General features: G+C 39.0%; 13 protein-coding genes. 5 read left to right on the top strand and 8 right to left on the bottom strand.

Features of this window, described 5'->3' with window-relative positions; genetic code table 11:
• Nucleotides 1-117 precede the first annotated feature (117 nt).
• The gene (ispG, locus tag ACXAEY_RS07390; RefSeq protein ID WP_474811095.1) at nucleotides 118-1,236 is read left to right on the top strand and encodes a flavodoxin-dependent (E)-4-hydroxy-3-methylbut-2-enyl-diphosphate synthase; all 1,119 of its coding nucleotides are present in this window, start codon (nucleotides 118-120) and stop codon (nucleotides 1,234-1,236) included.
• A 45-nt stretch (nucleotides 1,237-1,281) separates the two neighbouring features.
• On the opposite strand, the gene ACXAEY_RS07385 is transcribed toward ispG, so the two are convergent.
• Nucleotides 1,282-1,689 carry a hypothetical protein gene (locus tag ACXAEY_RS07385; protein WP_270179300.1) on the bottom strand — a complete coding sequence of 136 codons (408 nt, stop codon included), beginning with the start codon at nucleotides 1,687-1,689 and terminating at the stop codon, nucleotides 1,282-1,284.
• A gap of 158 nt (nucleotides 1,690-1,847) precedes the next feature.
• Here ACXAEY_RS07385 and ACXAEY_RS07380 point away from each other — a divergent pair, with 158 nt between their 5' ends.
• Nucleotides 1,848-2,420, top strand: coding sequence for a 5' nucleotidase, NT5C type (locus ACXAEY_RS07380; protein ID WP_270179301.1), 573 nt, complete (start codon nucleotides 1,848-1,850; stop codon nucleotides 2,418-2,420).
• Between the two features lie 22 nt (nucleotides 2,421-2,442).
• Here ACXAEY_RS07380 and ACXAEY_RS07375 read toward each other — a convergent pair whose 3' ends face one another.
• From ACXAEY_RS07375 to ACXAEY_RS07365, 3 genes are read right to left on the bottom strand one after another with little or no spacing between them, the layout of a single operon-like run.
• The gene (locus tag ACXAEY_RS07375; RefSeq protein WP_474811093.1) at nucleotides 2,443-2,853 is read right to left on the bottom strand and encodes a Fur family transcriptional regulator; all 411 of its coding nucleotides are present in this window, start codon (nucleotides 2,851-2,853) and stop codon (nucleotides 2,443-2,445) included.
• A 17-nt stretch (nucleotides 2,854-2,870) separates the two neighbouring features.
• On the bottom strand, nucleotides 2,871-3,710 hold the full coding sequence (locus ACXAEY_RS07370; protein WP_474811091.1) for a metal ABC transporter permease: 840 nt from the start codon (nucleotides 3,708-3,710) through the stop codon (nucleotides 2,871-2,873).
• Nucleotides 3,711-4,484, bottom strand: a complete 774-nt coding sequence (locus tag ACXAEY_RS07365) for a metal ABC transporter ATP-binding protein (RefSeq protein WP_474811089.1) — start codon at nucleotides 4,482-4,484, stop codon at nucleotides 3,711-3,713.
• Between the two features lie 150 nt (nucleotides 4,485-4,634).
• Here ACXAEY_RS07365 and ACXAEY_RS07360 point away from each other — a divergent pair, with 150 nt between their 5' ends.
• Nucleotides 4,635-6,170, top strand: a complete 1,536-nt coding sequence (locus ACXAEY_RS07360) for a Ppx/GppA phosphatase family protein (protein ID WP_474811087.1) — start codon at nucleotides 4,635-4,637, stop codon at nucleotides 6,168-6,170.
• A 96-nt stretch (nucleotides 6,171-6,266) separates the two neighbouring features.
• Entirely contained in the window at nucleotides 6,267-8,360 is a 2,094-nt protein-coding gene (locus ACXAEY_RS07355) for an RNA degradosome polyphosphate kinase (protein ID WP_474811085.1), read from the top strand.
• A 75-nt stretch (nucleotides 8,361-8,435) separates the two neighbouring features.
• Here ACXAEY_RS07355 and ACXAEY_RS07350 read toward each other — a convergent pair whose 3' ends face one another.
• Complete coding sequence (locus ACXAEY_RS07350; protein ID WP_474811083.1) at nucleotides 8,436-8,996, bottom strand: transglycosylase SLT domain-containing protein; 561 nt, start codon at nucleotides 8,994-8,996, stop codon at nucleotides 8,436-8,438.
• A 317-nt stretch (nucleotides 8,997-9,313) separates the two neighbouring features.
• On the bottom strand, nucleotides 9,314-10,180 hold the full coding sequence (locus ACXAEY_RS07345) for a YitT family protein (RefSeq protein ID WP_270179306.1): 867 nt from the start codon (nucleotides 10,178-10,180) through the stop codon (nucleotides 9,314-9,316).
• Between the two features lie 148 nt (nucleotides 10,181-10,328).
• Between ACXAEY_RS07345 and ACXAEY_RS07340 the strand changes: the two genes are divergently transcribed.
• Nucleotides 10,329-10,589, top strand: coding sequence for a DUF2624 family protein (locus ACXAEY_RS07340; protein WP_270179307.1), 261 nt, complete (start codon nucleotides 10,329-10,331; stop codon nucleotides 10,587-10,589).
• Nucleotides 10,590-10,623: 34 nt separating this feature from the next.
• Here ACXAEY_RS07340 and ACXAEY_RS07335 read toward each other — a convergent pair whose 3' ends face one another.
• Both ACXAEY_RS07335 and ACXAEY_RS07330 read right to left on the bottom strand, forming a co-directional pair.
• On the bottom strand, nucleotides 10,624-11,517 hold the full coding sequence (locus ACXAEY_RS07335) for a deoxyribonuclease IV (protein WP_474811080.1): 894 nt from the start codon (nucleotides 11,515-11,517) through the stop codon (nucleotides 10,624-10,626).
• A 99-nt stretch (nucleotides 11,518-11,616) separates the two neighbouring features.
• Entirely contained in the window at nucleotides 11,617-12,894 is a 1,278-nt protein-coding gene (locus tag ACXAEY_RS07330) for a DEAD/DEAH box helicase (protein ID WP_474811079.1), read from the bottom strand.
• Nucleotides 12,895-13,013 lie beyond the last annotated feature (119 nt).

Raw genomic sequence — 13,013 nt, 5'->3', positions numbered from 1 at the left:
TAAGTTGCTACAATGAGATAGTATTATTAATGAGTCTAAATCCTTATGCAGGAAAGAAATAATTTAAGCTATCTAATCATGAGGTATGATCCTACATGTAAAAGGAGCGATTTTCGCATGAATGAAATTACTCACCGTACAAAGACAAGACCTGTAAAAGTTGGTCCTTTGACTATAGGTGGAAACAATGAAGTCGTCATTCAAAGTATGACAACGACTAAAACACACGACGTCGAAGCCACTGTGGCTGAGATCGAGCGTTTAGAAGAAGCTGGATGTCAGGTTGTTCGTGTTGCTTGTCCTGATGAGCGCGCAGCAAATGCCATTCCAGAAATAAAGAAGCGAATCAACATTCCGCTTGTAGTAGATATCCATTTTGATTATAAGCTCGCTCTCAAAGCTATCGAAGGTGGAGCTGATAAGATCCGTATCAACCCAGGTAATATCGGACGAAGAGAGAAAGTCGAAGCAGTTGTTAAAGCAGCAAAAGCAAAAGGCATTCCTATTCGTATCGGAGTAAACGCTGGTTCACTTGAACGAAAGATCTTGGAGAAGTATGGTTATCCAACAGCACAAGGAATGTTAGAGAGTGCACTTCATCACATTAAGATTCTAGAAGACCTTGATTTCTATGACATCATTGTGTCTATGAAGGCTTCCGATGTAAACCTTGCAACAGAAGCATACGAACTTGCTGCGAAAGCTTTTGACTACCCGCTGCATCTAGGAATTACAGAATCAGGTACTCTTTTTGCAGGGACTGTAAAAAGCGCAGCAGGTCTCGGAGTCATTCTTTCAAAAGGGATCGGGAATACTGCACGTATCTCTCTAAGTGCTGACCCTGTAGAAGAGGTCAAAGTCGCAAGAGAACTTCTTAAATCGTTTGGACTTGCTTCTAATGCAGCAACGTTGATTTCTTGCCCAACTTGCGGAAGGATCGAGATCGATCTGATCAGTATCGCCAACGAAGTTGAAGAATACATCTCCACGATTAAGGCTCCAATCAAAGTTGCAGTGCTAGGTTGCGCAGTAAATGGACCAGGAGAAGCACGTGAAGCGGATATCGGTATCGCAGGTGCACGTGGTGAAGGGCTACTTTTCCGTCATGGTGAAATCATAAGAAAAGTCCCGGAAGAAATTATGGTTGACGAACTGAAAAAAGAAGTCGATAAGATTGCTGAAGAGCATTACAAGAAGATGGAAGAAGAAAAAGCAAAAGCTGAATCAAACGCATAAAGAAAGAGCCTGTTCAAATGAACAGGCTCTTTTTACATTTATCCACTAAAAGAACGGTGCGAAGAATAACGAAATGATCATTGAGGCTACCCCGACACCGATAGCCCAGCTACCTAGAGTCGTAAGTCCTCTCCTTCTCGCTATAAACCCTACTACGATACCCGCTGCTCCAAATATGACGGGTAAAATGAACAGGGAGATGACCGAAAGAGCTAGTGCGGCTATACCGACACCGACTCCTGTTTTCTCTTGCTCCTGTCTTTTAGCTTCAAAATGTTCTTCGCGCTCCTCAGCTCTTGGACGTTCATTTTCAGGCGACTGTAAATAAGGACGATCAAGAACTCCAGAAGGTGCTACTTCTGCAGCTGATTCTTCGAGATAATCTTCTTCCGATTGTAGATCAACTCTTTCTTCCTCCAGAAGTTCCAAATCCTCACGTCTGTCTTCTGTCATATACATCCCTCACCTTTAATCTGTAGTGGAGCATGTTTAGTATTCGCAAAGATACGGAAGGTTATTTGCTATTATGAAGTAAGTTACTACCAATTCCTCAATCGAGATCCACTGAATATGATATGATTGAAGGAGAGTGAATGAAAAGGAGTTTTTTTATGCCACTACAAAGACTAGGGCTTGATATCGACGGAACTATTACAAGCCCAAAAACCTTTTTACCTTATTTGAATTCGTCCTTCAACAAACAATTAGTACTTGAAGATATTACACAATATGATCTTGCAGGACTATTAAATGTTTCTAAAGATGATTTTATAAATTGGTTAAAAGCAAATGAAGAAAGAATTTATTCCAACGCGTTTATGGCAGAACACGCTCACCCCACTTTACACGGATGGAAAGATGATTATGAGCTTGTTTACATTAGCGCAAGAGGGAATCACCTGTTTGAAACGACGAAAGAATGGTTTACCACTAACGATGTACCGTATCATCATATTGAATTAATCGGTAAACACAACAAGATCGAATCCATAAAGCGTCATCAAGTTGACGTTTTCTTCGAAGATAAACACGATAATGCGTGTGCGATCGCTGAAGACTGTAACATTCCCGTCATCCTTTTTAATACACCGTATAACCAAGGTGCAGTTCCCTCGGGAGTGATTCGGATGAACAGTTGGATCGAAGCAAAAAAATGGCTTTATCATTACGAAAGCGGAAGGTAGCCCCTTCCGCTTCTTTCATACCTTATTGACATTCTCCGCATTTACCGTAAATCTCGAATTTATGCCCTACTACTTCAAAATCTGGATCGTAAACAGGAATATTGTCCATTGGACAAGCCTCGATTTGCCGTGTTCTTCCGCAATCAAGGCAGATGAGATGATGATGATGAGCATCAGTCGCACAGCTTAGGCGATAGCGTTTTTCACCATTCCATTCTGTTTCCTCAAGGATACCCAAATCTCTAAAAAGAGTAAGGTTTCGGTAAATTGTATCCACACTCATGCCAGGATATGTTTTCTGCATATACGTCAGTACTTCCCTTGCAGAAAGATACCTTTTTTCTTTGGCAAAAAATACCACAAGGTCCTCTCGTTTTTCAGTATATTTATATCCTTCGTTTTTTAGGATTTCTAGTGCACTAGATACATTCATCTTTCCACCTCTTCACATTAAGATTTCCCTTGTTGCCAGCGTTTTAAGATGAGAATTATGACTAATATGATTGCAGATAAAAGTACGATTGTTCCGCCAGGTGCTATATCGAGATAGTAGGCAAGAATCAATCCACCGATCACTGAAGCTTCTCCTATGAGGATGGAGAGGAAGATCGTTTGTTTAAATCCTTTCGCAATACGAATACTTGCAGCGACAGGAAGGGTCATCAGTGCTGAAACCAATAGGACTCCAACAATCTGCATCGATACAGCTATCACAAATGCTACGATCAGTATAAAGACGATGTGAATCCATTTCCCTCTTATTCCTGAAACCACAGCATGCTCCTCATCGAACGATAGGAAGAAAAGCTCTTTATATAATAAGATCACAACAGCTAAGACAATGATCGTAATAACAGTAACTGCTAACAAATCACTTCTACTTATTGCAATTACACTTCCAAACAAATAATTAAAAAGATCCGAATTAAATCCATCAGCTAAGGATATGAAAACAACGCCTAATCCAATTCCACCTGAGAGCGTAATCGGAATAGCAAGCTCTTCGAAATGCTTATAAACTTTTCGAAGTTGTTCGATAAACAAAGAGCCTACTGCAGAAAAGCCCATCCCCATATAAACAGGGTTAACTAACTGCCAACTTGTTACATATTTCCCCATAAGAAGACTAGCGGCAATACCTGCTAAGGTGATATGAGAAAGTGCATCAGCAATCAACGCCTGTCTTCTAACGACAAGAAACACTCCTAGAAGCGGAGCGATCACACCGATTAATATTCCCGCTAAGAATGCATTCTGTAAAAATTCAAATTTCAATAATGCTTGAATCATCTAGACTCCTCCATGACCATGGTCGTGATTTAAAACATGTACATGGTGTCCATAAAAGTCAGAGAGGTCACTTTCGTTAAACTGTTCAAATTCTTCCGTTTCACCATGAAAATGCAAGGTTCGATTTAAGCAAGCCACATGCGTGACCTTATCGGTGATCGTCCCGATATCATGCGTAACGAGCAGCAGTGTGATGCCATTCTCTTTGTTTAATCTTCCGAGCAAATTATAAAATTCACTTGTAGAACCAACATCAACGCCCACAGTAGGTTCATCTAGTATGAGAAAGTCTGGGTCACTCACTAATGCTCTAGCGATAAAGACTCTTTGTTGCTGCCCACCTGATAGTTCCCCTATATTTCGGTCGGAATAGGCTTCCATTCCAACAAGTGCGAGTGCGTCATATACCGCTTTTTTATGCTTAGCGTTCATGAACTTAAACAAGCCAAGTTTGCTAGTAAGCCCCATGGATACGACTTCAAATACTGAAGCAGGAAAGCCTGAGTTAAAACTGTTTGCTTTTTGAGAAACGTACCCTACCTTGCTCCACTGTTGAAATTTATTAACCTGATTTCCAAGCAAATGTACTTGACCCTTTTGTGGCTTTAATAAACCAAGTATAATCTTAATTAGTGTTGATTTACCTGATCCGTTAGGCCCTACTAATCCTACGAAGGCACCTTTTGGAACAGTAAAGGACACATCTTCTAGAACATAACGATCACCATAGTGAAACGAAACGTTCGTTGCATCCACCATATTTGTGTTTGTCATTATTTAAAACCTGCCATTTTATTTTTATAAGAATGATTACGATTTACATTAGTAGTATACCTTTATTAAGTGGTTTTGTAAATTTTATACGATTAATCTCTTATATTCAAAATACTTGCATTAATCACATGCTTAGAGAGGATGTTGACATTGCCTACACAACCTTACTACGGAGTCATCGATATGGGCTCGAATACAATTCGGCTTGTTATCTATAAACTTAATTCCTTTAATGAACTTCAAGAAGTGCAAAATTTAAAATATACAGCTAGGCTAAGAACATACTTTAATCAGAGTCATTCGATAAACGAAAAAGGAATCGATGTTATATTAGACACTTTATCACTGTTTCACGAAATAACAAATCACTACCAACTAGAACAAATTGAGATCATCGCTACTGCAGCGATACGAGAAGCGAAGAATAAAAAACAAATCGTAGAACGAATAGAGAAAGAAACAGATTTGACAGTTCGCGTGTTGAGCGAACAAGAAGAAGCGTACTTTGGTTACCTATCTGTTATCCACACTACAAACTTGCAGGATGGCTATACGATTGACATAGGTGGAGGCAGCACCGAAATTACATATATTGAGAACAGAAAAATAAAGCATTATCACAGCTTTCCATTTGGAGCATTGACATTAAATCAAGATTTCATTTTAAATGAAAAGCCAACCATGACGGAACTACAACAGATCACCAAACATGTACAGCATGAATTCTCAAAAATTCCGTGGATAAAGGTTCGAGGAGCACGGGTTGCAGGCATTGGAGGTAGTGCTAGAAACCTCTCACTCATTCATCAAAGGCAATGTGCATACCCTTTATCTGGCATACACCATTATGAATTTCCTGCAGAAGAGATGAAAACCGTTATCGAGACATTGAGACAAGAAACACTATCTAACAGAAAGAAGATAGAAGGACTTTCAAAAGAACGAGCAGACATCATCATACCAGCAATCCAAGCCATCTCCTCATTTACTGAATATGTTGAAGCCCCCTCTTTTCTTATGTGTAGGAAAGGTCTTAGAGAAGGTTATATGTATGACACCTTGATTGAGAAGAGTCTCAGGGAACGCTATCCGAGTGTTACTGCTAAAAGTGTTGAAGAGTTAAGTCATAAATATCAAATCGATCAAAACAAAGTCACACACCTCACGCAAACAGCTCTTAAATTGACCGAATGCTTCAAGAAAGCAGGTTTTATTACTTGGTCAGAGTGGAAAAAACAGATTGAATTGGCTTCACAACTAAATTATCTCGGACATCATATCGAAGGTGAATCTGTAAATCATCATACATTCTACATCCTGACAAACACTGCGATTAACGGACTTAATCATAAGGAACGAGTTATTCTAGCCTTACTCTCTTCATTTAAAAATCGTTCAAGTTTTAACCAATTCATCGAACCATTTACAGATTGGTTCAACAGTGACGAAAGAAGACAATTTGAAGTAGTTGGGGCTATTTTGAAACTCTCCCACTGCTTAAATATAACGAACAGAAATATCATTAAGCACTTTGCACTAGATATTCTCGATGATGGGTCGTTAAAACTCAAGATATTTGTGAATGGACACTACTATTTCGAGAAAGCTAAATGCGAAAAACATATTAAGCATTTAGAAAAAGGGATAAATAAAATGGTTTATATTGAGTTCCACCTAAATGACTGATTTCTTTTACAATATCTTTACATTTCGTGATAACAATAGTAAAAAGTTCTCTGTTACACTTTAGTCAAGTCGACAAAAAGGCAGGTAGGTAAATCAATGAACCAACACCATTACACCACAGAAGAATTGGATATCAGCGCTTCTACTTATTACAATAATAGAGAACTGAGCTGGCTTGGATTCAATGAACGGGTGCTTGAAGAAGCAATTGATCCAAGAAACCCCTTGCTAGAACGACTTAAGTTTCTTGCTATCTTCAGCTCGAATTCGGACGAATTTTTCATGGTAAGAGTTGCAGGACTTAAGGATCAGGTAGCAGCCGGATTTGACAAACCAGAAAACAAAGCTGGCCTTACACCTAAAGAGCAGCTTGCTGAAATTTTCCGAATCAATCACGAATTAGTCAACCGTCAATATGAGACGTTTTCCCATGTGATACTACCACAACTTGAAAAAGAAAAGATTCGTTTACGTAAAATACACGAGCTTTCTCAAGAGCATTTAACCTTTTTGGACGAACATTTCGAATCCCAAATCTACCCTAGTTTAACACCGATGGCAATAGATGCTTACCGACCATTTCCTGTAATCCCTAACAAGGCATTGAACATTGCCGTTATGTTAGAGAAAGTAGACAGTAGTGATGCAGAGCATTATCTTGCTATCGTTCGTATACCTCCAGCACTTGAACGATTTATTAAATTGCCCTCTGAACAAGGTGAACAATCTTTCATATTACTTGAAGACGTGATAAGTCACAATTGCTTCAAACTGTTCGAAGGATATCGCGTTATTTCCACTTCCCAGTTTCGTATCACGCGAAATGCTGATCTTTCAATTCATGAAGAAGGTGCGAGTGACCTTTTAGAAGTCATTGAAGAGGAATTGAAAAAGCGTAAATGGGGAGCTGCAGTTAGACTTGAAGTACGAAGAGACTGGAATGACAAAAAGTCTATCCAGTTTCTAAAAGATAATCTAGAGTTACACGATAAGGATGTCTATATTGTCGACGGACCAATCGACCTAACGTTTCTATTCGGTTTTTATAAAATCTTAAGTAAAACTTCCGACCATCTAGTATTCGATAAAGTAATTCCAAAATACCCTCGTGCATTAAATAATGACAAACCTATTTTTCAAACTTTACTCCAAAAAGACATATTACTCCACCACCCTTTCGAATCTTTTGAACCTATTGTTCAGTTTATTCAACAAGCTGCTAGCGATCCAAAAGTACTAGCTATTAAACAAACGCTATACCGTGTAAGTGATTATTCACCAATTATTAACGAGTTGGCCAAAGCATCCGAAAACGGAAAACTCGTAACTGTACTTGTTGAATTAAAAGCGCGGTTTGATGAAGAAAATAATATTCAATGGGCTAAAAAGCTTGAGAAGTCAGGTGTTAATGTAATCTATGGAATGACGTCTTTAAAAACACACAGTAAAATTACTCTTGTGGTTAGAAAAGATCGAAACGTCATTCAACGATTCGTCCATCTTGGTACAGGTAATTACAATGACGCAACCGCAAAAATCTACACTGATATGGGACTGCTTACGTCAGATAAAAAACTCGGAATCGACGCAACCAATTTCTTTAACTATTTAAGCGGTTATCGGACGAAACCAGATTGGTATCATTTTTCTATTGCGCCAATTGAAATAAAGAATACGTTCATCAATCTGATTGAAGAAGAAATGGAGCATCACCAAAACACAGGCAAAGGTCACATTATCGCTAAGATGAACTCTTTGACGGATAAAGACTTAATTATGCAGTTCTATCGTGCATCACAAGCAGGTGTTAAAGTCGATCTCATCGTTAGAGGAATTTGCTGCTTAAGACCTGGAATCGACGGGATAAGTGATAGGATTACCGTGCGTAGCATCGTAGGGCAGTTTTTAGAACACACTCGAATTTTCTATTTTCATCATGGCGGAGAAGAGAAAACATTCTTGTCATCTGCAGACATGATGACCAGGAACATGGAAAAGCGAATCGAAATCCTTTTCCCAATTTATCAGAATGAATTGAAGAAAAAAGTAAAGGGTACCCTTGATATCATCTGGAAAGATAATGTGAAAGCCAGACAACAGGATGCTAAAGGGCAGTATCATTATATTTCAAAAAAGCCGAATGAACTTACTATAGATAGTCAAAGGAAATTGATGCAAGACCCACTCTAACCATATGAAAAGGACCCGGTCGGGTCCTTTTCTCGTTTCATGTAATGAAACGCAGGTGCTATTCCAATGTCGGTATTAACTTTCATGGAGACTTGCTTTTTCTTGTATTTCTTCAGAATAATCGCTCTTCGGCGTTCCTTTTTCTAATACGTAAGTCTCCAAACCAGCTATGCCACGGTTATAAGCCGTCAGGGCTTCATCCCAATTATCATATTTTTGATAAAGGTACTCTAAATACGTGACCGATAACGTCATGGAATAATAGGGATCAAATAGCTTTTCTTCAGAATAATCGATACCGGCCATATCTGCTATCCATGGGGCAGTGTTTTTCATGAACTGTGCCATTCCATATGCTCGTCCATACTTTGTTTGTGGACCTGTGAGTTCAGGATCGAACTTATCACCAGTTTCCACTTTCAATAACTCATAAACAATGGCTGGATCGATATCAGACTTCATCGCTTGAAAAGCTAGGAACAATCCCCATTTCTCTTTAAATTTTCCATCGCTGTCTTCATAAAAATTCTTTGAGTATTCTTTTGCTTGTTTCCATTCTTCGATACTAATTGAGCTAGCATCCAAAGAATAACCTGTTTCTTTTTCCAGTTTCAAAAGCTCCGTTTGAGCTTTCATTGAATCGTTCTGGGATGTTGATTTCTTATCTAGAACCCCGACTGTTGTTTCAGCGTCAGCAACTTGTTCTTTTAGTAGATGAGAATTAATGAGAACTAGTACTAGTACGATTGTAAGAACAACTGCAGTGATAACTGATACTTTCGTTCTGGAATTTCGTTGAGAAAAATTGATAGTCTTGCACTCCTTTACAACTGGTATTTAATTCTGGAGAGCACCAGTTAAGGTTATACCCTATCACGTTAATCTCAAACATTTCTACTATAGTGCTTCTGCACGTCCCTTCACATAACAAAAAAGACTTCCACATAGGAAGTCTAATGAATAGGAGATTTGAACTTTGCTCCTCGTGTTTCTTGAGTATTCATAATCGTGATGAATGCATGGTCATCGATATCGTATATGACACCTTTTAACTTCGTTACTTCGAGCCTCGTAATAACAACGTAAATGACCTCTTTTTCTTCATCCGTATATCCGCCTTTACCAACAAGCTTAGTTGTCCCTCTACCTAATCGGTCAAGAATAGCATTTGAGATTTCTTCATATGCATCCGATACGATAAGGACAGCTTTCGTCTCATCTAACCCCTGAATTACGGTATCGATCGTTTTAAACGCAATATAGTAGGCCATTACTGAATACATCGCGTTTTCCCAGCTGAAGACAAATCCTGCCCAGGTGAAGATGAAAATATTGACGAACATGACAAATTCACCGATAGAAAACGGAACTTTTTTCGTAAGTAAGATACCCAAGATTTCAGTGCCGTCCATTGATCCGCCGTGACGGATGACAAGTCCCACGCCTACTCCTAGTGTAAGTCCTCCAAAAACTGTTCCTAATATCGGTTCAGTTGTGAAAGGTTCTGTATGATGGAGGAGTGTCTCAAATGCTGCGAGTCCAATAATACCGAACAAAGTGGAAAAAGCAAACGTCTTTCCTATCTGTTTGTACCCATAATACATGAACGGAATATTTAAGATGATGACCAACACGGCAAAATTGAACGGAGTGATGTGATCTAGAATCAGCGAGACACCGATGATTCCACCATCGATCAATTGGTTAGGAACTAGAAATAATTCAATTGCTGCTGCGGCAAGAAAAGCGCCTATCGAAATCATCAACAACCGATAGACAAGGTGCGTTTTACTTTCTTTTCGATGTTGTTTTTTTTGCATTGTGCCCTCCTAGGCATAGTAAATATGTAAATACTATTATATAAAACATTTCACAAATTAGTATACCATTCCATGGATCATCCTTGCATTTTGTTAACACCTCGAACGACTACATGCATAGTATGTGATAGTCAAAGGAGGAATCGTGATGAATCCAATTCAGCTTCAACTTGTTAACTTCAAACTTAACAGGATCACCACTGATGAGTTACTTCAGCTCTCTTCGCAATATAATCTAACGCTTTCAAGAAAAGATGCTGAGAAAATCGTTCAGATACTAAAACAAGAAAACATCGATATATCAAACAAAGCTCAGAGAAAAAGAATTTTGATGAAAATTAGTCGTGAAGTGAATCCTGGAGTAGCATCACAAGTTAATAAGCTGATAAAATCCTTCCTCAACGAGTAATAAAAAACCGCTTTTTCAGCGGTTTTTTTAATTGTTACTTCGTCATTAGCTTTTCTTTTAGATGATCATCGAACTTCTGTGCTCGAAGCATTTCGATTTCTAGCTTATAAGGAGCTTTTTTGTTTTTCTTATCTTCCCCTACATAAGGTGTCTCTAATATCTTTGGCACGTCTTTGAGCTGCTCGTGATGAATGATTTTATTTAAAGCATCGAAGCCAATATGGCCGAAGCCGATGTTTTCATGTCGATCTTTGTGAGAACCACGCTCATTCTTACTATCATTAACGTGCAGTACTTTTAGACGGTCAATTCCCACAATCTTATCGAATTCATCTAGAACATCATCGAAATTATTAACGATATCATACCCAGCATCATGGGTGTGGCACGTATCGAAACATACTGAAAGCTTTTCGTTATGTGAGACACCATCGATGATTTTTGCAAGTTCATCAAACGTTCTTCCACACTCTGAGCCTTTTCCTGCCATCGTCTCAAGAGCAATTTGTACTTCTTGATCAGCAGTAAGAACTTCGTTTAACCCTTCAATAATTTTGTCGATGCCTTTTTCTGCTCCCGCTCCCACGTGTGCACCAGGATGTAGAACGATTTGACGAGCTCCAAGTGCATGGGTACGTTCGATTTCCGATCTAAGAAAATCTACGCCTAGTTGAAACGTTTCAGGCTTGGTCGTATTTCCTATATTAATAATGTATGGGGCATGTACAACGATGTTTTCGATGCCGTGCTCCTTCATATGTGCTGTTCCTTTTTCGATGTTAAGTTTTTCAATTGCTTTTCTTCTTGTATTCTGTGGAGCTCCCGTATAGATCATAAACGTAGTAGCTCCATACGATGCTGCTTCTTCACTTGCAGCTAAGAGCATCTTATCACCACTCATAGAGACGTGCGATCCAATCTTAAGCATATATCTTCATCCTTTCTTAACACAACTTTTATGATAGCACAGCTGCTTTTACAAGGTAAAGTAAACAAAAGCCCTCTCATGTTAAGAGGGCTTTTGTGGTTATTTTCTGCGCTTATGTTGAAGACGCTCGCGTTCGCGCTCCATCTTCTTCTTATAACCCGGCTTGACCTTTTTAGGCTTTGGTACGAATACATCTGGCTTAGAAGAGGTAGGTTTTTTCCTTGGTGTTAATGGTTTTGTTTCAACCCATTCCCCATTCTTCACTTCTTTATAGATAACGTCTATTCCTTTATCGATCAATTTTTGAATCGCCTGCTGATCAGAAGGTTCTGCTAGCGTATACGCGATACCATCTAGTCCTGCTCTTGCAGTTCGACCAACTCGGTGAATATAGAAATCCAAATCTTTCGGTAGCTCGTAGTTAATAACATGAGAGACACCCTTGATATCAATTCCTCGTGATGCCAGATCAGTAGCCACTACGTACTGACATTCAGCACGTTGAATTTTCTTCATGATCTGTTTACGTTGACGAGGTTGTACATCACCATGAAGCCTTTCAACATCGTAACCACTTTCAATAAGGAAATCAGCTACTTCATCCGCTGTTTGTTTCGTATTTGTAAATACTAGCGCAAGATAAGGGTTGATTGCTTTCGTTATATTTAGAAGAACATCATTCTTTTCTCGGTATTTTGCAGGTACAAAAATATTCTCTACCTTGTCGGCAGTCACCTTTTCAGCATTTACCTGAACAAACTTCGGGTTGTTCATATATTTCTTCAAGAAAGGCTGTAAGCTTTGTGGCACTGTAGCTGAGAATACTAGCATCTGTAGCTTCTGGGCCATCCTAGCAGCGATGTAGTCGACATCTTCGATAAAGCCCATATCGAGCATTTGATCTGCTTCGTCTACAACGAGCATCGAGGCTGTATACACATTCAATGCCTGCTCTTCTACGAGGTCCTTAATTCTTCCTGGCGTTCCGATCACGATATGAGGTGTGTTTTTCATCTTAGAGATCATTCGTTTACGATCTGTTCCACCAACTGCTTGTTTGATCGAAATCGCTTCTTCTTCAGGAAGTGTCGCCACAAGCTTTACTGCTTCATCATAAATTTGATTAGCAAGCTCACGTGTCGGTGCTGTAATAACCGCCTGACACTCATTACTTGTTTGATCGATCCTATGAATTAAAGGCAATAAGAAAGCAAGAGTCTTTCCAGATCCTGTTTGGGATTGTCCTATAGCACTCTCTCCGTTACGAATCGCAGGGATAAGACGCTCTTGAATTTCTGTTGGCCTTGTGAAATTTTGTTGTTCGAGTGATTTGATTAAAAACGGTTTAAGTTCTAATCTATTAAAAAGTTGTTTCATTATCTTTCCTCCATCCATTAATCCACCTTGTATTATAGACCAGATTAGACAAATACGCCATACATACTACTGGTGTATACAAACCTTCTTACTTCTGTCATGCCCATTATCTCAAGTTC

The organism is Anaerobacillus sp. ABA4_114 (assembly GCF_056159065.1).
This window is presented reverse-complemented; position numbering and strand designations above follow the sequence as displayed.

Bases quoted from the DNA above. Each gene is read 5' to 3' on its own strand.
- ispG (WP_474811095.1), top strand. From the start codon at position 118: ATGAATGAAATTACTCACCGTACAAAGACAAGACCTGTAAAAGTTGGT.
- ACXAEY_RS07370 (WP_474811091.1), bottom strand. From the start codon at position 3,710: ATGATTCAAGCATTATTGAAATTTGAATTTTTACAGAATGCATTCTTA.
- ACXAEY_RS07375 (WP_474811093.1), bottom strand. From the start codon at position 2,853: ATGAATGTATCTAGTGCACTAGAAATCCTAAAAAACGAAGGATATAAA.
- ACXAEY_RS07330 (WP_474811079.1), bottom strand. From the start codon at position 12,894: ATGAAACAACTTTTTAATAGATTAGAACTTAAACCGTTTTTAATCAAA.
- ACXAEY_RS07355 (WP_474811085.1), top strand. From the start codon at position 6,267: ATGAACCAACACCATTACACCACAGAAGAATTGGATATCAGCGCTTCT.
- ACXAEY_RS07385 (WP_270179300.1), bottom strand. From the start codon at position 1,689: ATGACAGAAGACAGACGTGAGGATTTGGAACTTCTGGAGGAAGAAAGA.
- ACXAEY_RS07345 (WP_270179306.1), bottom strand. From the start codon at position 10,180: ATGCAAAAAAAACAACATCGAAAAGAAAGTAAAACGCACCTTGTCTAT.
- ACXAEY_RS07350 (WP_474811083.1), bottom strand. From the start codon at position 8,996: ATGAAAGCTCAAACGGAGCTTTTGAAACTGGAAAAAGAAACAGGTTAT.
- ACXAEY_RS07340 (WP_270179307.1), top strand. From the start codon at position 10,329: ATGAATCCAATTCAGCTTCAACTTGTTAACTTCAAACTTAACAGGATC.
- ACXAEY_RS07335 (WP_474811080.1), bottom strand. From the start codon at position 11,517: ATGCTTAAGATTGGATCGCACGTCTCTATGAGTGGTGATAAGATGCTC.
- ACXAEY_RS07365 (WP_474811089.1), bottom strand. From the start codon at position 4,484: ATGACAAACACAAATATGGTGGATGCAACGAACGTTTCGTTTCACTAT.
- ACXAEY_RS07380 (WP_270179301.1), top strand. From the start codon at position 1,848: ATGCCACTACAAAGACTAGGGCTTGATATCGACGGAACTATTACAAGC.